Raw genomic sequence first — 21503 nt, 5'->3', positions numbered from 1 at the left:
TCAGCGCACGTGCGACACGAGGGGGTCTCAGGCGGTAGCCTCCGCGCGGCACTCCGGGTGGCCCCAGCCCTGGGCGTTCTTCGCGATGTCCTCGCCGGCCGCGTAGGAGCGTCCGCACAGGCAGCGGCCGGGAAACTTGGCCTTGATGGTGCGGGAGGAGGAGGCCGACTTGCGAGCCGGCCTGGCAGTGCGCTTACTCCCCCCGGACGACGGCGTCATCGACGAGGGCGGCGGCTCCGGCGAGCCGAGTTCGCTGCCCGCCGCCTCCTGGACGACCGCCGCCTGGCTCGCGGCGCGGTCCGCGAAGTCGTTCAGGGGGTCGCCGTCGACCTGGTGGGCGGCGACGTAGCGGAACTCGACGGTGCGCCCGCCGAGGAGTTCGTCGATGCGTACGACGAGGTCCTGGTTGGCGACGGGCTTGCCGCCGGACGTCTTCCAGCCGTTGCGCTTCCAGCCGGGCAGCCAGGTGGTGACGGCCTTCATCGCGTACTGCGAGTCCATCCGCACCTCAAGCGGCACGGCCGGGTCGGTGGCCGTCAGCAGCCGCTCCAGCGCGGTCAGTTCGGCCACGTTGTTGGTGGCCTTCCCGAGCGGTCCCGCCTCCCAGCGGGCCGGGGTCGAGGCGTCGTCGGAGACCACCCACGCCCAGCCGGCAGGTCCGGGATTGCCCTTCGAAGCACCGTCGCACGCGGCCACCAGTCGTTCACCCATGGACTCGATCATGCCACGTCGGTGAGCGTGGGCCGGTCCCCCTCCGTGGTCGTCACGTCGATGACCGAGAAGCTCGCGCCCTGCGGGTCACTGAGCGCCGCGAACCGCCCGAAAGCCATGGTCATCGGCCCGAACCGGAGGATGCCGCCCCCGTCGACGGCCCGTTTCACGGCGGCGTCGCAGTCGTCGACGGCGAAGTAGACGTTGACGTACGACGGGACCTGCGGCGGGAACTCCTCGCCCATCTTCATCCGGCCCAGCACCATGTCCTCGCCGAGCTGGTAGATGCGGAAGTCCATGGCGTCGTCGGCCATCTCCTTGACCCGGTAGCCGAAGACGGCCGGGAAGAACGCGTCGGCCTTCCCGGGCTCGCGCGTGAAGATCTCGGCCCAGCAGTAGGCGCCGGGGACGGCCACCGCCTCGAAGCCCTCGTGGGTCCCGGCCTGCCAGACGCCGAAGACGGCGCCGCTCGGGTCGCGCGCGAGGCACATGCTGCCGAAGTCGCCGACCCGCATGGGCTCCATCAGCACCTCTCCCCCGTGCTCGCGGATCTTCGCGGCGGTCGCGGCGACGTCGGCCGAGGCGAGGTACAGGCACCACTGCGAGGCGCCCTCCTGGCCGGGCATCGGCGGGACGACGGCGGCGACCGCCTTCCCGCCGGCGTACGCCTGCGTGTAGCTGCCGAACTCCGACGCCGCCTCGCCGAAGGTCCAGCCGAGGACGTCGCCGTAGAAGCTCTTCGCGCCTTCGACGTCCGTGAACATCGCGTCCGCCCAGCAGGGCGTTCCCTCGGGCTGCACGGCCATGACCGCGCCCCTTCCGATCGGCCGACAGGTCTGCTTCCCACGCTAGTCACGCACGCGCCGGGCCGCGCGGCGAACGCTGTCGACAAGACCTCTAACACAGAAGCGGAGGTTCCACATATTCCCCTTGAGAGTGACGCGGGTGCGCGGTGGATCACCGTCTCTGCTTCCGCTGATCCCCCCGCACGCCGGTGCGCGTTCGTAGCACGACCGGGTTGGCTGCTTGTACGCCTCCGGCCGGCGACGGCCGCAGGCCCGCCCTGTCCAGCTCCACGGGAGTGAATGTGTCCACACCGGACGGTGTCACCACCGCCCCGCTCACCAGTCTCGGCACCCGGGCCGCCCGTCAGCTCGCCACGACCACCAAGTCCGAACCGCAGATGCGGGGCATCAGCTCGCGCTGGCTGATCCGCTCGCTGCCCTGGATCGACGTGCGGGGCGGCACCTACCGCGTCAACCGGCGGCTCCAGCTTTCGGTGGGCCGGGGCAGGGTCCGGTTCGAGCAGAACGGCGCGGACGACGTCCGGATCGTCCCCGAGACCCTCACCGAACTCCCCGCGCTGCGCGGCTACGCCGACACCGAGGTGCTGCGGGAGCTGGCGGGCCGGTTCACCGCGCGCGAGGTACGCGCGGGCGAGATCCTCTTCGAGGCCGGGCAGCCGGTCACCGAGGCGTACGTGGTGGCGCACGGCCGGTTCACCCGGTTCACGGCGGGGGCGTACGGCGAGGAGGAGATCCTCGGCGTCGTCTCCGGGGGCGACCAGCTGGGCGACGAGGCGATGGGCCGGCCCGACCCGCTGTGGAGCGCCTCGGTGCGCGCGGACACGGCGGGCGTGGTCCTGACGCTGCCGTGGGACGCCGTACGGGAGCTGACCGCGCGGGTGCCGTCGCTGGCGGCGCACTTCGAGGCGTACGCGGCGCGGCAGCGGCTGCCGATGAACCGCCGGGGCGAGGCGGAGATCCCCCTCCAGGCGGGCCATGTCGGGGAGCCCACCATCGGCGCCGGGTTCGTCGACTACGAACTCTCGCCGCGCGAGTACGAGTTGTCGCTGACCCAGACGATCCTGAAGGTCCACACCCGGGTCGCCGACCTCTACAACGAGCCCATGGACCAGACCCACCAGCAGCTGCGGCTGACGGTGGAGGAGATCCGTGAGCGCCAGGAGTGGGAGCTCGTCAACAACCGGGAGTTCGGGCTCCTGCACAACACGGACTACGACCAGCGCATCCCCACCTTCAGCGGTGCGCCGACGCCGGACGACATGGACGAACTGCTGTCGATGCGGCGCAAGACCAAGCTGTTCCTGGCGCATCCCAAGGCGATCGCCGCGTTCTTCCGGCAGTGCAATCGGCGCGGTCTGATGCCGGCCCCGGCCGAGGTGAACGGCCATCACGTGCCCGCGTGGCGAGGGGTGCCGATCTTCCCCTGCGGCAAGATCCCGGTCGGCAAGGACCTCACGACCAGCATCATCGCGCTGCGCACCGGCGAGGAGGACCAGGGCGTCGTCGGCCTCTACCAGACGGGCATCCCGGAGGAGTACCAGCCGGGCCTGAACGTGCGGTTCATGGGCATCGACCAGAACGCGGTCATCCGCTACCTCGTCACCGCGTACTACTCGATGGCGGTGCTGACGCCGGACGCCGTCGGGATCCTGGAGAACGTACAGATCGGACGGACGCCGCAGTGACCTACGCGATCCCAGGACCCCCCGCTCCCTTCCGGCCGCTGAACGCGAAACGGACCGGGGTCGTACCGGGCCTCACGTACCGGCAGGTCGAGCCCGCCGACCCGGTGAAGGCGGCGGAGGTCGACCGCCGGCTGGAGGAGTGGGCGAACGAGCTGGAGCTGTTCCCGCCGGAGTGGCACGGCGACTTCTCGGGCTTCCAGTTCGGACGGGCCGTCGTCCTCCAGCACCCCAGGGCCCTCGACATGGAGCGGCTGGTGGCGGCCGGGAAGCTGCTGCTCGCCGAGAACATCGTGGACGACTGCTACTGCGAGGAGGCCGAGGGCCGGGGCGGCTCGGCGGCCGGGCTCGGGGGGCGGCTCGTCGTCGCGCAGTCGGCCCTGGACCCCTTCCACGGGCCGGCAGACCTCACCGCCGAGTGGCAGGCGGGGATGCGGGCCGACAGTCCGCTGCGCTCGTACTTCTGGGCCATGAAGGACTACGCGGCGCTGTCCACGCCGAGCCAGGCCGACCGGTTCGTGCACGACATGGCGCGGCTGCACCTCGGCTATCTCGGCGAGGCGGCCTGGGCGCAGACCGGGTACATGCCGAAGGTCTGGGAGTACCTGGTGATGCGCCAGTTCAACAACTTCCGGCCCTGTCTGTCGATCGTCGACGCGGTCGACGGCTACGAGCTGCCGGAGCAGATCTACGCCCGCCCCGAGATCCAGCGGATCACCGCGCTCGCCTCGAACGCCACGACCCTCGTCAACGACCTGTACTCCTTCACCAAGGAGCTGGCCACCGACCCCGAGCACCTGAACCTCCCCCAGGTCATCGCCGCGAACGAGAAGCGGGGCCTGAAGGCCGCCTATCTGAAGGCGGTCGAGATCCACAACCAGATCATGGCCGACTTCGAGGCGGAGGCGGCCCTGCTGGGGGCCCTGTCCCCGCTCGCGGAGCGCTACGCGCAGGGCCTGGACGACTGGGTGGCGGGCAACCACGAGTGGCACGCCACCAACACCCACCGCTACCACCTGCCCGACTACTGGTGAGACCCGGCCGGCTCAGGGCCGGCCGCGGCACGACCCGTTCATCGCACGACATAGGAGCGACCGTTGACCACTGCCCACGACGCCGGACCCCGTCTCGCCCCGGTGCCCGGCCAGTCCGTCCAGTCCGTCTACCAGAGCCGGATCGCGGACTACTGGAACGCCGAGGAGAACCCGGTCAACCTCGACCTGGGCCGGATCGACGACCTGTACCACCACCACTACGGCATCGGCGACGCCGACTGGAGCGTCCTGGACGAACCCGATCCCGTCCAGCGCCGTGAACGCCTCACCGCCGAGCTGCACCGCCTCGAACACGCGCAGGCCGAGCTGCTGGCCTCCAAGCTGGGCCCGCTGACGGCCGAGGACCGGGTCTTCGACGCGGGCTGCGGGCGCGGCGGCGGCAGCGTCACCGCGCACCTGCGCTACGGCTGCGGCGCGGACGGCGTCACCCTGTCCACGAAGCAGGCCGAGTTCGCGAACGCGCAGGCCCGCAAGCGGGGCATCGACGACAAGGTCGCTTACCACACCCGCAACATGCTGGACACCGGCTTCGAGACGGGCGCGTACGCCGCGTCCTGGAACAACGAGTCGACGATGTACGTCGAGCTGGAGCTGCTGTTCGCCGAGCACGCGCGGCTGCTGCGCCGGGGCGGGCGGTACGTGACGATCACCGGCTGCTACAACGACACGTACGGGCAGGCGTCGCGTGAGGTGTCGCTGATCAACGCGCACTACATCTGCGACATCCACCCGCGTTCGGAGTACTTCCGGGCGATGGCGAAGAACCGGCTGGTGCCGGTCCATGTCGAGGACCTGACGCAGACGGCGCTGCCCTACTGGGAGCTGCGCGCGCAGGCGGACCACCTGGTCACCGGGATCGAGGAAACGTTCCTGACGGCGTACCGCAACGGCAGCTTCCAGTACCTGATGATCGTCGCGGACCGCGTCTGACCTGCGGCTGTGGGCTCCGGCCGGGTTCTTCGACCCGGCCGGAGCCTTTCCGTGCCGCGCCCCGGGTCACTCCCCGTCGGCCGCCTTCTCCAGAGCGGCGATGTCGAGCTTGCCCATCGTCATCATGGCCGCCATGGCGCGGGCGGCGCGGCCCTCGTCGGAGCCCTGGAAGAGCTCCATGAACCGGGTGGGGACGACCTGCCAGGACACGCCGTACCTGTCCTTGAGCCAGCCGCAGGGGCCGCCTTCGCCGCCGCCCTCGGTCAGCTTGTTCCAGTAGTAGTCGACCTCGTCCTGGTCCGTGCACATGATCTGGAAGGAGATCGACTCGTTGAACGTGAACTGGGGGCCGCCGTTGAGGGCCACGAAGTTCTGGCCGTTCGCGGTGAACTCCACGGTCAGGACGGTCCCGGCGGGCTGCGGGGCGCCCTCGGGGTAGCGGGACACCTTGCCGACGCTGGAGTTCTTGAAGATCGAGACGTAGTAGTGCGCCGCTTCCTCCGCCTGGTCGTCGAACCAGAGGCAGGTGGTGAATCCGTCGGTGGTCATGGGGGCTCCCCGGGGTCGTGGACGACACGGTCATGGGTATCGACCGGCCCGCCGCCGCAAACTCATCGGCCCTCACGGGAAAAACCTCTGCTCTCGGCAGAGCCGCTCTGCCCAGGGCAGAGAAACCGCCGGCCGGCGGCGCCGCGGGGCAAGGGTGGAGGCACCGGAACCCATCGAGGGAGAGGCCATGACTCCACCCATCACGCTCGCCGACGGCGACACCCAGCCCACCCGCTTCGACGACCACCTCGCCAGTCAGCTCCTCGCACAGCGCATGGTGTTCCTGGGGACGCAGGTCGACGAGGTGTCGGCGCAGCGCGTGTGCACGCAGCTCCTCGTGCTCGCCGCCGAGGACCCCCGCGCGGACATCGTGCTGTGCATCAACAGCCCCGGCGGCGAGGTCCACTCGGGCCTCGCGATCCACGACACGATGCAGCTCGTCCCGAACGACGTGGCGACGCTCGCCATGGGGTTCGCGGCCAGCATGGGCCAGTTCCTGCTGACCGTGGGGGCGCCCGGGAAGCGGTACGCGCTGCCGCACGCCCGCGTGATGATGCACCAGCCGTCCGCCGGGATCGGCGGCACGACCTCGGACATCGAGATCCAGGCGCAGAACCTGGAGCACACCAAGCGCACCATCGAACACCTCACCGCCGAACGCACCGGCCAGTCCCCGGAGACGGTCTCCCGCGACGGCGACCGCGACCGCTGGTTCACGGCCGAGGAGGCCAGGGAGTACGGCATGGTCGACCGGATCGTCCGCTCGCTCGCGGACCTGCGCCCGGCGGCCCGGGAACGACGGATGGGACTGTGACCATGGGCAACTACACGATTCCGTACGTCGTCGAGCGCACCCCGCAGGGCGAGCGGTCCTACGACATCTACAGCCGGCTGCTGTCGGAGCGGATCATCTTCCTCAGCACCGAGATCGACGACGGCGTCGCGAACGTGGTGATCGCGCAGCTCCTGCACCTGGAGTCGGCGTCCCCGGAGAACGAGATCGCCCTGTACATCAACTCCCCCGGAGGCTCGTTCACCTCACTGATGGCGATCTACGACACGATGTCGTACGTCCGCGCCCCCATCTCCACGTTCTGCGTCGGGCAGGCGGCGTCCACGGCGGCCGTGCTGCTGGCCGGCGGCGACCCGGGCCGCCGGTTCGTGCTGGAGCACGCGCGGGTCCTGCTGGGCCAGCCGGCGAGCGGCGGTCAGCGCGGGATGGTGTCTGACCTCGCCCTCCAGGCGAAGGAAATGGTCCGCATCCGCTCCCAGGTCGAGGACGTCCTCGCCCGGCACACCGGCCACGACGCCGCGACCCTGCGCGCCGACATGGACCGCGACAAGGTGTTCACGGCCCAGGAGGCGGTGGCGTACGGGCTGGCGGACGACGTGCTCAGCCGCCGCTGACCCTCACGCGGCGAGGCAGAGGCCGTCGTAGGAGTACGACGAGGTCGCCGCGCGACGGTGCACGGGGGTGTGGCGCGCGGTGACCCTGACCAGCTCGTCCTGGGTGCGGGAGAGCAGGTCGCCGAGGGTCAGGCCGAGGGCGTGCGCGGCGGCGGCGAGGACCTCCGAGGAGGCTTCCTTGCGGCCCCGCTCGACCTCGGAGAGGTAGGGCATGGAGATGCGGGCCGCGTCGGCGACGTCCTTGAGGGTGCGCTCCTGCGTCTGGCGCTCGCGCCGCAGGACGTCTCCGACCAGGTCCCGCCACAGGGGCTCGCGGGGCGGGGCCAGGGGGATGACTCGGGCCTCGTCGTGGTTGCTCACCTTCCCAGCCTAGGAGCGCGGGGACCGTGCCGCCCGGCGTTCCGCCGACGGCGGAAAACCGGAGGCGGGAGCGCCGGGAGCGGCGGCACACTGCGGGGTCCACTCCCGAAAGTCCTGAAAGGCGGGCCTTCCATGCTGCGCGAGACCTTCGACACCGTGGCGGAGCGCTACGACCGGGTGCGCCCCCGCTACCCCTCGGCGCTGGTCGCCGGGATCGTCACGGCGGCCGGTCTCGGCCCGGATCGCCGGGTGCTCGAAATCGGGCCGGGCACGGGCCAGTTGACGGTCCCGCTCGCCGCGACCGGCTGCCGTCTCACCGCCGTGGAACTCGGCGCCTCGCTCGCCGCGGTGGCCCGCCGCAACCTCGCGGACCGGCCTCAAGCCGAGGTCGTGGTCGCCGACTTCGACACCTGGGAGCCGCCCGCCGCGTCCTTCGATCTGGTGACGTGCGCGACCGCGTTCCACTGGCTCGACCCGGCGACACGGGTCGCCCGCACGGCCGCCGCGCTCCGGCCCGGCGGGCTGCTCGCGGTGGTGGTGACCGACCATGTCGCGGGCGGCACCACCGACTTCTTCCACGACTCCCAGGCCCACTACGAGCACTGGGACCCCACGACCCCGCCGGGCCTCCTCCTCAAGGACGCCGCCGAAGTACACGTGGACACCGGGGAGTTCGAACGCGACCCCGGCTACGAGGAGGTGACCGTACGCCGGTTCACCCAGGACGTCACGTACACCACCGACGGCTATCTGGAGGTGCTGCTCACCTACTCCAACCACCTCGCGCTCGACGAGCCGTCCAGGACCGGGCTGCTCGACGCGCTGCGCGAGCTGATCGACACCCGGTACGGGGGCACGGTGACCAAACGGTATCTCCACGAACTCGTCACCGCTCGGCGCACGTTGGGGTGAACCCGGGCGCATGCGCCGCGCGGCTGCGGGTAGGCGCCCCGAGAGTGCCTCGTGGCCTATCGCCGGCCCGAGGACCGGGAACCGTGACGTGCGAGGGAGAGGGCATGCGTACCGCCGTGATCGGCTCGCAGGCAGAACCGGTCGTCGAAAGGACGTCCGGCACGACCGCGACCGCCGGGCTGCCGGGGGTCGAGGACCCCCGCAGCGTGGCCCCGCGTGACGCGCGCGAACTGTCCCGGCAGTTCCTGCGGCGGCTGGGTGAGCTGGAGGAGGGCACCCACGACTACCAGTACGCCCGCAACACGCTGATCGAGATGAACATGTCGCTGGTCCGGTTCGCGGCCGGCCGCTTCCGCGGGCGGGGCGACGACATGGAGGACATCGTCCAGACCGGGATGATCGGGCTGATCAAGGCCATCGACCGGTTCGAGCCGGAGCGCGAGGTGGAGTTCACCTCGTTCGCGCTGCCGTACATCGTCGGCGAGATCAAGCGGTTCTTCCGGGACACCACCTGGGCGGTCCATGTGCCGCGCAGGCTCCAGGAGTTGCGCGTCGAGCTGGCGAAGGCGCGGGACGAGCTCGCGGGGCGCCTCGACCGGGAGCCGACGGTCGCGGAGCTGGCAACGCTGATGAACATCACCGAGGACGAGGTGATCGAGGCGCAGATCGCCGCCAACGGCTACACGTCGTCCTCGCTGGACGCGGCCCTGACCGGCGACGGCTCCGAGCACGGGGAAGCGGTCCTCGCCGACTTCATCGGCGTCGAGGAGCACGGACTGCGGCTCGTCGAGGACTTCCACACGCTGGCCCCGCTGATGGCCGAACTCAGCGCACGCGACCGGCGGATCCTGCATCTGCGGTTCGTGCAGGAGGCGACGCAGGCGGAGATAGGCGCCGAGCTGGGGTGCTCGCAGATGCACGTCTCCCGGCTCATCAAGCGGATCATCGCGCGGCTGCGGGAAGGGATGCTGGCCTGAACGGCCGCTAGCCGAACGGGACGACGGCCCGGACGCGTTTGCCCACGGGGACGCGTTCGGCGCTGACCTCGGTCGCCAGGGCGTGGACGATCTCCAGGCCGTGGCGGCCGACGCGTTCGGGGTCACGGGGGAAGCGCAGCGGGAGGGCGTCGCTGCTGTCGTACACGCAGACCGCGACGGACTCCTCGGTGCCCTCCAGCTCCAGGATGTACGGGCCGTTGCTGTGCCGGTCCGCGTTGGTGACCAGCTCGCTGACCACGAGCATCACCTCGTTCACGGCGCCGTCGTCGATGGCTGCGCACCACTCGGTTCTCAGCTGGTCGACGAAGCGCGCCGCGAACGCGCGGGCCTCGCCGATGCAGCCCGGGGCGCCCGTGTAGTGCGCGGCCCGCCGAAGCGGTTCCACCGGTACATCGAAACCAATCGGTATCACTGCCCCGTCCAGATCCTCGATCGTGCTCATTCTCGCGCGCCTCCCGTAAGGCCCGACCGGGCTGACGCCGCTGCATCTGTGCTCGTACCCCGTGTCGGGCCGGGCAGTCCCCTCATACGCCGGGGGCGGACGGAGGCTCCTCGGCAGCGGGGGACGGGACGGCGGACGGGAGGCCCGAGGGGCTGGGGGTGGCGGTGAGCGCGGCGGGGCTCGGGGACGACGGGGACGGGCTGGGCGACGGGGAGACCGAGGGGCTCGCCGCCGAGGGGGACGGGGAGGCGGACGGCGAGGGGGATTCCGAGGGGGACGCGGAGGGAGACGCTGAGGGCGAAGGGGAGGGAGACGGGGTGCTCGGGCTGGGACTCGGGCTGGTGCTGGGGCTGGGCGTCGGTGTTCCCGAGGGCGTCGTGGAAGGCGAAGGCGTCGGTGTCACCGGCGGGGTCGTCGGCGGTGTCGTCGGCCGGTCCCCGTGGCCCGAGTCGCCCCGGGGGCGGGCGATCCAGCCGTGGTCGTCGTGGTCGTACAGGACGAAGATGTTGACGACCGTCACCGAGGGCGCCACCACGACGACGTTCGTGGGCCGGTATCCGGACCAGGAGTCGCCGGTGGCGCGCGGGGCGCCGGACTGGGCCTGGGGCCGGGTGAGGGGGTTGCCACAGGCGCAGCGCACGCGCGGGACGCCGTAGCCGTCGACGAGGACGGCCGTGCCGGTCTGCAGGACGGACTGGTAGCTGGTCGCGGCGCCGTCGCGGTAGCCGTGGTTGGTGACGCGGGTGTCGGCCCTGAGCTGTACGGGGGTGAGGGAGCGGAGGTAGGAGGGGACCTGGGTGGGCTGGACGCCGGCGACGGTGGCGAACGCCTGGTTCTTCGCGGGCGCGGCGGTCAGGGCGCGGATCTGCTTCTCCACGTCACAGGCGGCGACGTCGCGGCTGCCGCCGTAGAGCCCGGCGGAGCCGCCGTCGACGCTGCGCAGGGTGCCCGAGGGGGCCTGCGAGGGGGCGGGGGTCACGGGCGGGGCGGAGCTGTCGGTGGCCGTGGACTCGGTGAACGGGTCGGGGCCCGGGCGCGCGGCGGCCTGGAGGAAGACCTCCCCGCCGCTCGCGCCGCCGCTCTTGCCGGAGTCGCCGCCGGAGCGGGTGAGCAGCAGGGCGACGGCGGTCACGGCCACGACGGCGGTGGTCGCGAGGGCGATGCGGGGTGCGGATCGCCACCAGGGGCGGTGCGGTTCGTCCGGTGGCCCCGAGGACGGCTGGGAAGGGCCGGAGAGGGGGCCCGAGGGCGGTCCGGTGGGGTTGCCGGATGACGGCGGTTCGACGCTCACGCACCCTCCCGAAGTCGGGGTCGTTTTGTCAGAGAACGTCCCCATTGTGTGCTCCGAACGGGTGTCCCCCGCAAGCGGACACCGACGGCGCACCCGGCAGGCGGGCCTCGGCGGACCTGCTTAGCGTGGCAGCGTGATCGATTCCGTCCCTTCCCGGCACGGCTGGGTCCAGGCGCTGGGCGCCGTGCTGGCCGGGGTGTGCGCGATGGGCCTGGTGGCCGCGCTCGGGCTGCTGACGGCCGGGGCGACGGACCTGCCCGACGGCGCGTTCCCGAGTGTCGTCGCGGCGTCCGTGGTGACGGCGGTCGGCGGCACGGTGAAGCTGTCCGGCGCGGCCGGGGCGCTCGCGGACGGCGGGGCCGGGATGACCGTGATCCCGCTGTCGGTGACGCTGGCCGGGGCGCTGGTGCTCGGCGCCGGGTTCCTGCGCCCCCTGCGTCACCGCGCGGTGGCCGGGGCGGCGGAGCTGGCGGGCTGGGCGGCGCGGCTCGCGGCCCTCTGGCTGCTGGCCCTGCTGGGGATCGCCCTCGCCGCCCGGCACACGTTCACGATCCCCCTGGGCCAGGGCACGCTGGGCGACCTCGCCGACCTGTTCGGCGCCGACCCGAAGGTCGGTTTCACCACCGACGTGCCGCTCACCCTGCTGGTCGGCCTCGTCTGGCTGGCGGGCGTGCTCCTGCTGGCGCTGCTGGTCTCGCGCGGCGCCCCGCTGCCGGGGCGGCTGCTGCGCGTGCAGGAGACGGTGCGGCCGGTGTCGTACGCGGTCCTCGTGCTGCTGCTCGTGTGGGTCGCCCTGGGCGTGCTGGCCGCGCTCGGGGTGGTCGTCGGGCGGGGGCATCGCGCGGAGACGGTCGCCGTCGTGCTGCTGGGGATGCCGAACCTGATGTGGCTGACGCTGACGCTGGGGCTCGGGGCGTCCTGGGAGGGGCGGGTGCAGGGGCCGTTCGGGCTGCCGATGCCGGAGGTGCTGGACGGGGTGATGCGCACGCCGGACATCTCCACGGTGGACCTGAGCTCGCTCGCCGCGCAGGACGGGCGGGTGTGGTGGCTGCTCGCGGTGGAGGCCGTGCTGCTGCTGGCGGCGGCCCGGGTGATGGTCCGGCGCTCCCCGGCGGGGATGCCCGCCTGGCGGCACGGGCTGCATCTGGCGGTCGCGCTGACGCTCGCCGTCCTCGCCGTCTTCCTGCTGTGCCGCACCGAGGCCCGCTACGGCCTGTCCGTGCTCGGCATCGGGGACCTCGGCGGCGGTCTGGGCGGCTCGCTGGTGCTGCGGCCCCGGTGGTGGCCGGGGCTGGCGCTCGCGGCGCTGTGGGGGTTCGCCGCCGGGTTCATCGCGGGGTGTCTGCCGCGAAGAGCACGGCGGCCCAGTCCGGCGGCGGCCGTACGCCCCTGACCTCGCCGCCCTTCAGCTCCCCCGCGAAGGCGAGACAGGTGGCGTACCGGTCCCCGGGGTCCTTGGCGAGCGCCTTCGCGAACACGGCGTCGAGGCGTGCGGGCAGGTCGGGGCGCAGTGAGGTCGGTGGGGGCGGTTCGTCGTACTGGTGAGCCCAGAGCAGGGCCATGTCGTCGTCGCGCCGGAAGGGCGGGCGGCCGGTGAGGCACTCGTGGACGACGCAGGCGAGCCCGTACACGTCGCACCGCCCGTCGACCGGTTTCCCGGCGATCTGCTCGGGCGCCACGTAGTCGAGGGTCCCGACGAACTGGCCGACCGTCGTGAACCCCGTCAGCGACAGCGACTTCTTCGTCAGCCCGAAGTCGGTGAGGTAGGCGTGCTCGGGGTGGTCCCCGTCGGGCCCCGGGGCGATCAGGACGTTGCCGGGTTTCACGTCCCGGTGCACCAGCCCGTGCGCGTGGGCCGTGTCCAGCGCGGAGGCGATCTGTACGGCGATCCGGGCCGTCGTCGTGAGCGGCAGCGGGCCTTCCCGGTCGAGGAGCCGGCGCAGGTCGCTGCCCTCGACGTACCGCATCGCGATGTACAGGACGCCGTCCGCCTCGCCGGCCGCGAACACCGGGACGATGTGCGGGTGGTCGAGTCCGGCGGCGACCTTCGACTCGTGGGCGAAGCGCTGCCGGAAGGTGTCGTTGCGGGCGAGTTCGGGGGCGAGCAGCTTGAGGGCGACCGTCCGGTCCAGGGCCAGGTCACGGGCCCGGTAGACGACGGCCATGCCGCCGCGCCCGACCTCCCGCTCGATCCGGAACCCGCCGACCAGGCGTCCGGTGTCATCGGTCATCGGGGGTCACCACTCGGGTGGGGGCGTGCGCGGGCGGCCCGTCAGCCGCGTACGTGCTCAGCCGCGTCCCCTCCGCGTACATCCACCGCCCCCGCTCCTGGTCGTACAACCACACCGACGCGCCGTCCACGACCACCCCGATCCGCAGCCCCTTCGTCCGCCGCCGGAACGCCTCCCCGTCGAGACCGGACGTCAACTCCTCGATCACCGCCCGGTATTCGGCGAGGGCACGCTCCGCGCGGGCCAGCAGGGGGCGGGGGTCGTCGGCGGGGGCCGGGGTGCCGGTGGGGACGGGCGGGTCCTGGGGGACGGCGACCAGGTGGCGGCCGTCCACCCAGGCGCTCCAGCCGTTCGCGCACAGGACGTGGCCCCAGTCGCCGCGCAGTTCGAGAAGCTGGACGGGGAGGAGGGGGTCGAGGGGGACCGTGGGGCGCGCGGGGTCGGGGGTCTGCCAGGCGGGCATGCCGTAGGGCGGGACGACGTGGGTGGGCCGGAAGGCGCCGGAGGCGTTCACCGTGGGGACGTCCACCGTCACCGCCTACTTCCGCATGATCGCCGGTTCGTGCCGGCGCAGGAGGCGGGAGACCCCGTACAGGAACACCACGGCGAGGACGGCCAGCATCGCGATGTCCAGGAGCCAGACGCCGGTGGTGTGTTCGTACAGGGGGTCGGCGGGGACGATGCGGCCGAGGTCGAGGGTCGAGGCCATCGCGGCGAGCGCCCAGCGGGAGGGGACGAGCCAGGCGAGCTGTTCGAGGGCGGGTACGCCGTCCAGCTCCAGCAGGGCGCCGCAGAACACGACCTGCACGATCGCGAGGAGCACCAGCAGCGGCATCGTCACCTCCTCCTTGCGGACCAGCGCGGAGACCAGCAGCCCCAGCGTCATCGCGGTGAAGGAGAGCAGGGCGACGGCGAGGGTGATCTCGACGAGGGGATGCGTGAGGACCCCTGTCCCGCCCGGCGCCCCGAGGTCGACGCCGAGGAGGCCGACCAGCGTCAGGACGACGGCCTGGAGCACGGTCACCGCGCCCAGCACGACCACCTTGGACATCAGGTACGCGGTCCGGGACAGCCCGACGGCACGCTCCCGCCGGTAGATGCCGCGTTCCTTGACGAGTTCGCGTACGGCGTTGGCGGCACCGGTCAGGACGCCGCCGACGCACAGGATGAGCAGCGCGTTCATCGCCGTCTTCTCGGTGAGCCGGCCGCCCGCGAGGGCTCGGGCCATGCCGCCCATGACGAACGGGAGGGCGATCATCACGGCGAGGAAGGTGCGGTCGGAGGAGAGGGCGGCGGTGTAGCGCCGGACCAGGGTGCCGAGCTGGGCCCCGCGTCCGCGTGGCCGGGGCGGGGGCGGGACGGCGACGCGGTCCCGGCTGGGCAGCCGGGGCTGGGCGGTGGCGTCCCGGACGTACCGGCGGTACAGCGGTGAGAGCTGGTACTCCCCCGCCCAGTCCCGGTCCTGTTCGAGGGCTTCGAAGACCTCCGGCCACTGCTCGGCGCCGAAGTAGGCGAGGGCGTCCTCGGGCGGGCCGTAGTAGCCGGTCCGGCCGCCGGGGGCGAGGACGAGGAGGCGGTCGCAGACGTCGAGGCTGAGCACGGAGTGGGTGACGACGATGACCGTGCGGCCGTCGTCGGCGAGGCCGCGCAGCATGTGCATCACCGAGCGGTCCATGCCGGGGTCGAGGCCCGAGGTCGGCTCGTCGAGGAAGAGCAGCGAGGGTTTCGTGAGGAGTTCCAGGGCGACACTGACGCGTTTGCGCTGGCCGCCGGAGAGGCTGTGGACGGGCTGTTCGGCGCGCTGGTCGAGGCCGAGTTCGTGGATGACCTCGGTGACACGGGCGCGGCGTTCCGCCTTCGCCGTGTCCTGCGGGAAGCGGAGTTCGGCGGCGTAGGTGAGGGCGGCGCGGACGGTCAGCTGGGCGTGCAGGATGTCGTCCTGGGGGACGAGGCCGATGCGCTGGCGCAGTTCGGCGTAGTCGCGGTACAGGTCGCGTCCGTCGTAGCCGACGGTGCCGTGGTCGGCGGGGCGCTGGCCGGTGAGCGCGCCCAGCAGCGTCGACTTGCCCGCGCCGCTGGGGCCGACGACCGCGAGGAGGCACTTCTCGCCGACGGGGAAGGAGACGTGGTCGAGGAGGACCCGGCGGCCGTGGTCGAGGGTGACGGTGAGGTCCTGGACGTCGAGGGAGACCTCGCCGGTGTCGACGTACTCCTGGAGCCTGCCGTCCGCCAGCCGGAACGCGGAGTGCCCGATCCCGACGACGTCGTCCGGCCCCACGGCGGCACGGGTGACGGGAGCGCCGTTCAGATACGTGCCGTTGTGGCTGCCCAGGTCGACGATCTCGTGCGTCCCGTCGGGCAGGGCGCGCAGTTCGGCGTGGTGCCGGGAGACGACGAGGTCGTCGAGGACGAGGTCGTTGTCGGCGGCACGGCCGATCCGGACGGCCGTCGTGGGGAGGCGGTGCACGGCGGTGGGCCTGCGGAAGGCGGTGGTGCGGTGTACGGCGGTGAGGCGGGCGTGGGGGCCGTCGTCGGGGCTGCCGAAGCACAGGACGCTGCCGGGGCCGACGTCCTCGGCGTCGACGCGGTGGCCGTCGGTGTACGTGCCGTTGGTGCTGTGCTCGTCCTCGACGCGCCAGTGGTCGCCGTCGGGGCGCAGGACCGCGTGGTGCCAGGAGACGCGGGAGTCGTCGAGGACGATGTCGCTGAGGGGGTCGCGGCCGACGCGGTACGCGTGCGCCGGGGTCAGCACGGTGGAGCCCGTCTCGGTCTCCAGGACCAGGTCGGGTGCGGTCGGGAGGACCGACGGCTCCGCCATGACCGAATTCTACCGATCAGCCCATCCGTGTGCCCGACAGAACCTCTCCGGGTTCAGCCGACCGGCATCACCAGGGCCGGGATCGTCCGCTGCATCCGCAGCGCGTCCACCGACTCCGCGAGCAGTTCGTACTCCGTCGTCTCGTCGCTGAGCGCGATCCGCACCAGCCGTCCGACCGCCAACTCGTCGGCGACCAGCTCCTGTTGACCCAGGTCCGCACACCACGCGCGCAGCGCGCCGGGGACGTCGGGGACGGTGGGGGCGACCGGGACGAGCGCACCCGGCGGGCACAGGCCGCTCTCCGGCTGGGGGTCGAGGCGCTCGGCGATCCAGGAGGCCCGGTCGCGTAACCACCACAGGGCGAGCGCGAGGGTGGGTGCGCGGTAGGTGCCGAGCGGTACCCCGATACGCCGACCGTCGCAGACTCCGTACGCGGTGACATGGCACAGGAATTCGTCGTACACGTCCCTCTCCCCGTCGCTGGCTGCCGAGCGGGCGCCTCGCTTCCTAAGCGGTACCTGAGAGTGAGCTACCCATGACGACGAGTATGTTCACTTCTAAAACACTGTCACCATGTCTTTCCGGCCAGTCTCCTGGCATATTCGCCGCCGGGCTTGGCCGGAATGCACCCGGAACCGAGGGCGGGCACCCCGCCTGGGAGGCGGCCGGCCCCGGCGACCTGCGTGAAGAGGGCCGGGGCACAGCACGTTCCCGGACGGCTGATTCCTCATGTACATGCACACCGAGCGTCACGAGAACGCCGTCGCTCGTCACGTCGAGGCGCGAACGGCGGCTCCGCCCGCCGTTGCGGGCGGGCGGAGGGTGTCACATCAACGGCGCCACCGCCGCAGAAAGCGAGGGCGCCGGGCCCTTCAACCGTTGACGATCTTGTCGATCTGGGCCAGCTCGGCGTCCTCGAAGTCCAGGTTGGCGAGGGCGCCGACGCTGTCCTCGATCTGCTGCGCGCTGCTCGCGCCGACGAGGGCGGAGGTGACCCGGCCGCCGCGCAGCACCCACGCCAGGGCGAGCTGGGCGAGGGTCTGACCGCGTCCGGCGGCGATGTCGTTGAGCGCGCGCAGCTTGGCGACGAGGTCCTCGGTGAGCGCGTCGGAGTTCAGGAACGGACTCTCGCTGGCCGCGCGGGAGCCCTCCGGGATGCCGTTGAGGTAGCGGGAGGACAGGACGCCCTGCTCCAGTGGGGAGAAGACGATCGAGCCGACCTCCAGCTCGTCCAGCGCGTCGAGCAGGCCGCCGGTCTCCGGGCGCCGGTCGAGCATCGAGTAGCGCGGCTGGTGGATCAGCAGGGGGGTGCCGAGTTCACCGAGGATGCGGGCGGCCTCGCGGGTCTGTTCGGCGGAGTAGTTGGAGATGCCGACGTACAGCGCCTTGCCCTGCTGGACGGCGGAGTGCAGCGCGCCCATGGTCTCTTCGAGCGGGGTCTCGGGGTCGGGGCGGTGCGAGTAGAAGATGTCGACGTAGTCGAGGCCCATCCGCTTGAGGGACTGGTCCAGCGACGACAGGACGTACTTGCGGGAGCCCCACTCGCCGTACGGCCCGGGCCACATCAGGTAGCCGGCCTTCGTCGAGATGATCATCTCGTCGCGGTAGGGCGCGAAGTCGGCCTTGAGGAACTCGCCGAACGCGGACTCGGCGGCGCCGGGCGGCGGGCCGTAGTTGTTGGCGAGGTCGAAGTGGGTGACGCCGAGGTCGAAGGCGCGGCGCAGGATCGCGCGCTGGGTGTCGACCGAGCGGTCGGGGCCGAAGTTGTGCCACAGGCCGAGCGACAGCGCCGGGAGCTTCAGGCCGCTGCGTCCGGAGCGGCGGTAGGGCATGTCCGCGTAGCGGTCGGGGTGTGCGGTGTAGGACAACGCGACTCCATCAGAGGGGGTGGTGTGGCACAGCTTTCGAGCGATATCCACCTTTCCCGACCTGCGGGCAGAGGTCCAACAGAAGAATCCGATGGAATTCAGCGACCGGGCTTCTCAGTGGCTAAGCTTCCCGGTCATGGAACTGCGCCACCTCCAGCACTTCGTCGCGGTCGCCGAGGACCAGCACTTCACCCGGGCCGCCGAACGCCTCATGGTGTCCCAGTCCGGCCTGTCCGCGTCGATCCGGGCACTGGAACGGGAACTGCGGGCCCCGCTCTTCGTGCGGACGACCCGCAGGGTGACCCTCACCGAGGCGGGCCGCGCGCTGCTGACCGAGGCCGAGCGGATCCTCGCGCAGGTCAGGTCGGCGCACGAGGCGGTCGCCGCCGTCCAGGGCGTCCTGCGCGGCACGCTCGCGGTCGGCGCCGAGCAGTGCATCGCCGGGGTGCACCCGCCGGGGCTGCTCGCGGCGTTCCGGCGTACGCATCCGGATGTCGAGGTGCGCCTGAGGCAGTTCGGGTCGGGGACGCTCGCCGAGGAGGTCGCGGCGGGGCGGCTGGACCTGGCGTTCGCGTACCGGACGCAGGACGACACGGACCAGCTCAGGTCGGTGTCGCTGGCCGTGGAGCCGATGTACGTGCTGTGCCATCCCGAGCACCGGCTCGCCGCCGCGGGGGCCGCGCTGAGCTGCGAGGACGTCGGCGACGAGGTGTTCGTCGACTTCCACCCCGACTGGGGGCCGCGCCGGGCGACCGACGCCGCGTTCGCCGAGGCGGGGGTGCGGCGGACGGTCGCGCTGGAGGTCAACGACGTCCACAGCCTGCTCGACCTCATCGACGAGAACCTCGGGGTCGCCGTCGTCCCCCGGCACTTCCGGCACAAGCGGCCCGCGCTCGCCGCGCTGCCGCTGAAGGGGGCCGGGGAGCAGGGCTACGAGACGGTGGCGCTGCTGCCGCCCGACGGGGCGGCCAGTCCGGCGGCGCGGGCGCTCATGGGGTTGCTCGAAACCGGGGGCGCCTGAGCGCCGGGCGGGGCATGGTGGTCGTATGCATGCGAAGGACATTCTCATCGACGGGTACGGCCGCATCCGGGAAGAGGTCCACGCGGCGGTCGCGGGCCTCGACGCGGACGGGCTCAACCACCGGCCCACGCCCCAGGCCAACTCGGTGGCCTGGCTGATCTGGCACCTCACCCGGGTCCAGGACGACCATGTCGCGGACGCGTTCGGCCTGGAGCAGGTGTGGCACGCGCAGGGCTGGGAGAAGCTGTTCGGCCTCGACCTGCCGCCGCACGACACCGGGTACGGGCACGGGCCCGAGCAGGTCGCTGCGGTGCGGGTCGCCGGGGCGAACCTGCTGACCGGGTACTACGACGCCGTCCACGAACAGACGCTGGAGGCGTTGGCCACGGTCGGCGCGGAGGACCTGGAGCGGATCGTCGACATCCGCTGGGACCCGCCGGTCAGCCTCGGGGTGCGCCTGGTGAGCGTGCTCGCGGACGACCTCGAACACGCCGGCCAGGCGGCCTATCTGCGGGGGATGATTCAGAGCGCGGAGGAGTAGCCCGGCAGGACGACGTCCTCGATCAGCTTGTTCCGCTCGTCGAACGGGATGAACGCGCTCTTCAGGGCGTTCACGGTCACGTCGCGCAGGTCGGCGGTGGTCCAGCCGGCCTGCTCGACCAGGAGGGACATCTCGCGCGTCATCGTCGTCCCCGACACCAGGCGGTTGTCGGTGTTGAGGGTGACGCGGAAGCCGAGCGCCTTCAGCGCGGTGATCGGGTGCTCGGCGATCGAGGTCGCGGCGCCGGTCTGGAGGTTGGAGGTGGGGCACATCTCCAGGGCGATCCGGCGGTCGCGGACCCAGCCGGCGAGGCGGCCGAGCTTGCCGGTGGCGAGGTCGGCGATGTCGTCCGTGATGCGGACGCCGTGGCCGATGCGCTGGGCTCCGCAGAGCTGGAGGGCCTGGTGGATGCTGGTCAGGCCGTCCGCCTCGCCCGCGTGGATCGTGAACGGCACGTTCTCGCTCCGCAGGTGCGCGAACGCCTCCGCGTGGTCGGCGGCCGGGAAGCCCGCCTCGGCGCCGGCGATGTCGAAGCCGACGACACCCGCGTCGCGGTAGGCGACGGCCAGGTCGGCGGCCTCGCGGACGCGGTCGAACATCCGCATGCCGCACAGGAGCGTGCCGACGCGGACCGGGGTCCCGGCGGCGGCCGCCTTCGCCATGCCGGCGGCCAGGCCCTCCTGGACCGTCTCGACGACCTCGCGCATCGTGAGGCCGCCGCGCGTGTTCAGCTCCGGCGCGTAGCGGACCTCGGCGTACACGACACCGTCGGCGGCCAGGTCGAGGACGTACTCCTCGGCGACCCTGAGCAGGCCCTCGCGGGTCTGGAGGACGGCGAGGGTGTGGTCGAAGGTGGCGATGTAACGGACCAGGTCGCCGGAGTTCGCGGCCTCGAAGAACCAGGCGGCGAGGGCGTCGGGGTCGGTGGTGGGGAGGGTGTGACCGGCCTCGGCGGACAGCTCGACGAGGGTCGCGGGGCGCAGGCCGCCGTCGAGGTGGTCGTGGAGGACGGCCTTGGGGAGGCGGCGGAGGAGGTCGGCGTCTACGCGCGTAGTGGTCACGATGGGGGGCTCCCTTGCTTCAGAGGTGGTCGATGGTCCGGTGGGGTGGGGGTGTCAGTCCGCCGGCTGCAGCAGGTCCCACTTGTTTCCGTACAGGTCCCGGAAGACGGCCACCGAGCCGTACGGCTCGTGGCGGGGCTCCTCCAGGAAGGTCACGCCCGCCTCGGTCATCCGGGCGTGGTCGCGGGCGAAGTCGTCCGTGTGCAGGAAGAAGGCGACCCGGCCGCCGGTCTGGTCGCCCACCCGGGGCGACTGGGCGTCGTTCTTGGCGCGGGCCAGCAGGAGGGAGGTGCCGCCGTCGCCGGGTTCCACCACGACCCACCGCGAGCCGTCGGGGCGGGGCTCGTCCTCGGCGAGACGGAAGCCGAGGGCTTCGGTGTAGAAGCGGATCGCCTCGTCGTAGTCGTCGACGACGAGGGTGACCAGGGCGATGCGGGACATCGGGGCCTTTCGGGGGAGGTCCGGGGGCTGGTTAGCGGATGAGGTTATACGTAAAACGTGAGTGATGCCAACCCCATTCCCGGGGCGGCGGCGGAGGGGATCACGGAGGGGGGCGGGGGCTCGGAACGGAGGGGGTCCAGGGCTAGGGAACGGAGGGGGGTGGGGGCTCGGAACTGAGGGGGTCCAGGGCTGGGGAACGGAGGGGGCCGGGTCTGGGGAACGGAGGGGTCTAGGGCGCTTCTGATGGATATCCGTGGGTGAAGGAGCGGCGTTCGGTGCGTGCTCTCGGTGTGCCGCGTGGAAGTCCTCGTAGCGGAGCTACGGGGGCTTTCGCGCGGTGCGGCGAGAGTGCGTGCCGGGCGTCGCGACGCCGCGGAGA

Annotated in this window: 23 protein-coding genes; 10 read left to right on the top strand and 13 right to left on the bottom strand. The window is 72.1% G+C overall.

The features are described from left to right. Positions 1-27: 27 nt before the first annotated feature. Complete coding sequence (locus ACLZOT_RS00115) at positions 28-723, bottom strand: ribonuclease H family protein (RefSeq protein WP_416966547.1); 696 nt, start codon at positions 721-723, stop codon at positions 28-30. Further along, positions 720-1517: a VOC family protein gene (locus ACLZOT_RS00110; protein WP_416966546.1), complete on the bottom strand. Its 798-nt coding sequence runs from the start codon at positions 1515-1517 to the stop codon at positions 720-722. The genes ACLZOT_RS00115 and ACLZOT_RS00110 overlap by 4 nt, the downstream gene beginning before the upstream one ends. 281 nt (positions 1518-1798) lie before the next feature. On the opposite strand from ACLZOT_RS00110, the gene ACLZOT_RS00105 reads away from it, so the two are divergent. The 3 genes from ACLZOT_RS00105 (at position 1799) to ACLZOT_RS00095 (ending at position 5184) form a co-directional block, all read left to right on the top strand. Beyond that, positions 1799-3202 (top strand): family 2B encapsulin nanocompartment shell protein, encoded by a 1404-nt coding sequence (locus ACLZOT_RS00105; protein ID WP_416966545.1) that lies wholly within the window; start codon positions 1799-1801, stop codon positions 3200-3202. Then, a complete protein-coding gene (locus tag ACLZOT_RS00100) occupies positions 3199-4233 on the top strand; it encodes a family 2 encapsulin nanocompartment cargo protein terpene cyclase (protein WP_416966544.1) in 1035 nt (344 codons plus the stop codon). Before ACLZOT_RS00105 ends, ACLZOT_RS00100 begins: the two co-directional genes overlap by 4 nt. Positions 4234-4296: 63 nt before the next feature. After that, on the top strand, positions 4297-5184 hold the full coding sequence (locus ACLZOT_RS00095; RefSeq protein ID WP_416966543.1) for a geranyl diphosphate 2-C-methyltransferase: 888 nt from the start codon (positions 4297-4299) through the stop codon (positions 5182-5184). A gap of 66 nt (positions 5185-5250) precedes the next feature. Here ACLZOT_RS00095 and ACLZOT_RS00090 read toward each other — a convergent pair whose 3' ends face one another. Next, positions 5251-5733 (bottom strand): VOC family protein, encoded by a 483-nt coding sequence (locus tag ACLZOT_RS00090; protein WP_416966542.1) that lies wholly within the window; start codon positions 5731-5733, stop codon positions 5251-5253. A 187-nt stretch (positions 5734-5920) separates the two neighbouring features. Between ACLZOT_RS00090 and ACLZOT_RS00085 the strand changes: the two genes are divergently transcribed. Together ACLZOT_RS00085 and ACLZOT_RS00080 are read left to right on the top strand one after the other, a co-directional pair. After that, on the top strand, positions 5921-6547 hold the full coding sequence (locus ACLZOT_RS00085) for an ATP-dependent Clp protease proteolytic subunit (RefSeq protein WP_416966541.1): 627 nt from the start codon (positions 5921-5923) through the stop codon (positions 6545-6547). Positions 6548-6549: 2 nt separating this feature from the next. Continuing rightward, positions 6550-7140 carry a ClpP family protease gene (locus tag ACLZOT_RS00080; RefSeq protein WP_416966540.1) on the top strand — a complete coding sequence of 197 codons (591 nt, stop codon included), beginning with the start codon at positions 6550-6552 and terminating at the stop codon, positions 7138-7140. Between the two features lie 3 nt (positions 7141-7143). Here the strand turns inward: ACLZOT_RS00080 and ACLZOT_RS00075 are convergent, their stop codons facing one another. Beyond that, positions 7144-7500 carry a helix-turn-helix domain-containing protein gene (locus ACLZOT_RS00075; RefSeq protein ID WP_416966539.1) on the bottom strand — a complete coding sequence of 119 codons (357 nt, stop codon included), beginning with the start codon at positions 7498-7500 and terminating at the stop codon, positions 7144-7146. A 132-nt stretch (positions 7501-7632) separates the two neighbouring features. Between ACLZOT_RS00075 and ACLZOT_RS00070 the strand changes: the two genes are divergently transcribed. Both ACLZOT_RS00070 and ACLZOT_RS00065 read left to right on the top strand, forming a co-directional pair. Continuing rightward, positions 7633-8412, top strand: coding sequence for a class I SAM-dependent methyltransferase (locus ACLZOT_RS00070; protein WP_416966538.1), 780 nt, complete (start codon positions 7633-7635; stop codon positions 8410-8412). A gap of 104 nt (positions 8413-8516) precedes the next feature. Continuing rightward, a complete protein-coding gene (locus ACLZOT_RS00065) occupies positions 8517-9389 on the top strand; it encodes an RNA polymerase sigma factor SigF (protein WP_416966537.1) in 873 nt (290 codons plus the stop codon). A 7-nt stretch (positions 9390-9396) separates the two neighbouring features. Here ACLZOT_RS00065 and ACLZOT_RS00060 read toward each other — a convergent pair whose 3' ends face one another. Next, positions 9397-9852, bottom strand: coding sequence for an ATP-binding protein (locus tag ACLZOT_RS00060; protein WP_416966536.1), 456 nt, complete (start codon positions 9850-9852; stop codon positions 9397-9399). Positions 9853-9934: 82 nt separating this feature from the next. Beyond that, positions 9935-11143, bottom strand: coding sequence for a DUF6777 domain-containing protein (locus tag ACLZOT_RS00055; protein WP_416966535.1), 1209 nt, complete (start codon positions 11141-11143; stop codon positions 9935-9937). A 133-nt stretch (positions 11144-11276) separates the two neighbouring features. Between ACLZOT_RS00055 and ACLZOT_RS00050 the strand changes: the two genes are divergently transcribed. Continuing rightward, the gene (locus tag ACLZOT_RS00050) at positions 11277-12536 is read left to right on the top strand and encodes a streptophobe family protein (RefSeq protein WP_416966534.1); all 1260 of its coding nucleotides are present in this window, start codon (positions 11277-11279) and stop codon (positions 12534-12536) included. On the opposite strand, the gene ACLZOT_RS00045 is transcribed toward ACLZOT_RS00050, so the two are convergent. The 5 genes from ACLZOT_RS00045 to mgrA all read right to left on the bottom strand — a co-directional run bounded on the left by ACLZOT_RS00045 (position 12472) and on the right by mgrA (position 18060). Next, positions 12472-13374 (bottom strand): serine/threonine-protein kinase, encoded by a 903-nt coding sequence (locus ACLZOT_RS00045; RefSeq protein WP_416966533.1) that lies wholly within the window; start codon positions 13372-13374, stop codon positions 12472-12474. The two genes, ACLZOT_RS00050 and ACLZOT_RS00045, sit on opposite strands and share 65 nt — an antisense overlap. Further along, on the bottom strand, positions 13364-13837 hold the full coding sequence (locus ACLZOT_RS00040) for a hypothetical protein (protein ID WP_416966938.1): 474 nt from the start codon (positions 13835-13837) through the stop codon (positions 13364-13366). The genes ACLZOT_RS00045 and ACLZOT_RS00040 overlap by 11 nt, the downstream gene beginning before the upstream one ends. Before the next feature lie 75 nt (positions 13838-13912). Next, a complete protein-coding gene (locus tag ACLZOT_RS00035; RefSeq protein WP_416966532.1) occupies positions 13913-16192 on the bottom strand; it encodes an FHA domain-containing protein in 2280 nt (759 codons plus the stop codon). A gap of 53 nt (positions 16193-16245) precedes the next feature. Beyond that, the gene (locus ACLZOT_RS00030) at positions 16246-16656 is read right to left on the bottom strand and encodes a hypothetical protein (RefSeq protein ID WP_416966531.1); all 411 of its coding nucleotides are present in this window, start codon (positions 16654-16656) and stop codon (positions 16246-16248) included. 408 nt (positions 16657-17064) lie between these two features. Then, positions 17065-18060, bottom strand: a complete 996-nt coding sequence (mgrA, locus tag ACLZOT_RS00025) for an L-glyceraldehyde 3-phosphate reductase (protein WP_416966530.1) — start codon at positions 18058-18060, stop codon at positions 17065-17067. A 136-nt stretch (positions 18061-18196) separates the two neighbouring features. Between mgrA and ACLZOT_RS00020 the strand changes: the two genes are divergently transcribed. Beyond that, complete coding sequence (locus tag ACLZOT_RS00020) at positions 18197-19081, top strand: LysR family transcriptional regulator (RefSeq protein ID WP_416966529.1); 885 nt, start codon at positions 18197-18199, stop codon at positions 19079-19081. A 25-nt stretch (positions 19082-19106) separates the two neighbouring features. Continuing rightward, complete coding sequence (locus tag ACLZOT_RS00015) at positions 19107-19622, top strand: mycothiol transferase (protein ID WP_416966528.1); 516 nt, start codon at positions 19107-19109, stop codon at positions 19620-19622. On the opposite strand, the gene ACLZOT_RS00010 is transcribed toward ACLZOT_RS00015, so the two are convergent. Both ACLZOT_RS00010 and ACLZOT_RS00005 read right to left on the bottom strand, forming a co-directional pair. After that, positions 19604-20683, bottom strand: a complete 1080-nt coding sequence (locus ACLZOT_RS00010) for an adenosine deaminase (protein ID WP_416966527.1) — start codon at positions 20681-20683, stop codon at positions 19604-19606. The two genes, ACLZOT_RS00015 and ACLZOT_RS00010, sit on opposite strands and share 19 nt — an antisense overlap. A gap of 54 nt (positions 20684-20737) precedes the next feature. After that, positions 20738-21124, bottom strand: a complete 387-nt coding sequence (locus ACLZOT_RS00005; RefSeq protein ID WP_416966526.1) for a VOC family protein — start codon at positions 21122-21124, stop codon at positions 20738-20740. Positions 21125-21503 lie beyond the last annotated feature (379 nt).

Origin of the sequence: Streptomyces sp. 4F14 (assembly GCF_048159485.1) — a bacterium.
In the GTDB taxonomy this organism is placed as follows: domain Bacteria; phylum Actinomycetota; class Actinomycetes; order Streptomycetales; family Streptomycetaceae; genus Streptomyces.
The sequence above is the reverse complement of the archived record's forward strand: the minus strand, read 5'-3'. Positions and strand labels throughout refer to the sequence as shown.

Excerpts from the sequence above, each read along its gene's own strand:
- ACLZOT_RS00040 (WP_416966938.1), bottom strand. The coding sequence starts at position 13,837 with ATGCCCGCCTGGCAGACCCCCGACCCCGCGCGCCCCACGGTCCCCCTC.
- ACLZOT_RS00085 (WP_416966541.1), top strand. The coding sequence starts at position 5,921 with ATGACTCCACCCATCACGCTCGCCGACGGCGACACCCAGCCCACCCGC.
- ACLZOT_RS00060 (WP_416966536.1), bottom strand. The coding sequence starts at position 9,852 with ATGAGCACGATCGAGGATCTGGACGGGGCAGTGATACCGATTGGTTTC.
- ACLZOT_RS00110 (WP_416966546.1), bottom strand. The coding sequence starts at position 1,517 with ATGGCCGTGCAGCCCGAGGGAACGCCCTGCTGGGCGGACGCGATGTTC.
- ACLZOT_RS00065 (WP_416966537.1), top strand. The coding sequence starts at position 8,517 with ATGCGTACCGCCGTGATCGGCTCGCAGGCAGAACCGGTCGTCGAAAGG.
- ACLZOT_RS00035 (WP_416966532.1), bottom strand. The coding sequence starts at position 16,192 with ATGGCGGAGCCGTCGGTCCTCCCGACCGCACCCGACCTGGTCCTGGAG.
- ACLZOT_RS00080 (WP_416966540.1), top strand. The coding sequence starts at position 6,550 with ATGGGCAACTACACGATTCCGTACGTCGTCGAGCGCACCCCGCAGGGC.
- ACLZOT_RS00070 (WP_416966538.1), top strand. The coding sequence starts at position 7,633 with ATGCTGCGCGAGACCTTCGACACCGTGGCGGAGCGCTACGACCGGGTG.
- ACLZOT_RS00090 (WP_416966542.1), bottom strand. The coding sequence starts at position 5,733 with ATGACCACCGACGGATTCACCACCTGCCTCTGGTTCGACGACCAGGCG.
- ACLZOT_RS00005 (WP_416966526.1), bottom strand. The coding sequence starts at position 21,124 with ATGTCCCGCATCGCCCTGGTCACCCTCGTCGTCGACGACTACGACGAG.
- ACLZOT_RS00115 (WP_416966547.1), bottom strand. The coding sequence starts at position 723 with ATGATCGAGTCCATGGGTGAACGACTGGTGGCCGCGTGCGACGGTGCT.
- ACLZOT_RS00015 (WP_416966528.1), top strand. The coding sequence starts at position 19,107 with ATGCATGCGAAGGACATTCTCATCGACGGGTACGGCCGCATCCGGGAA.
- ACLZOT_RS00045 (WP_416966533.1), bottom strand. The coding sequence starts at position 13,374 with ATGACCGATGACACCGGACGCCTGGTCGGCGGGTTCCGGATCGAGCGG.
- ACLZOT_RS00020 (WP_416966529.1), top strand. The coding sequence starts at position 18,197 with ATGGAACTGCGCCACCTCCAGCACTTCGTCGCGGTCGCCGAGGACCAG.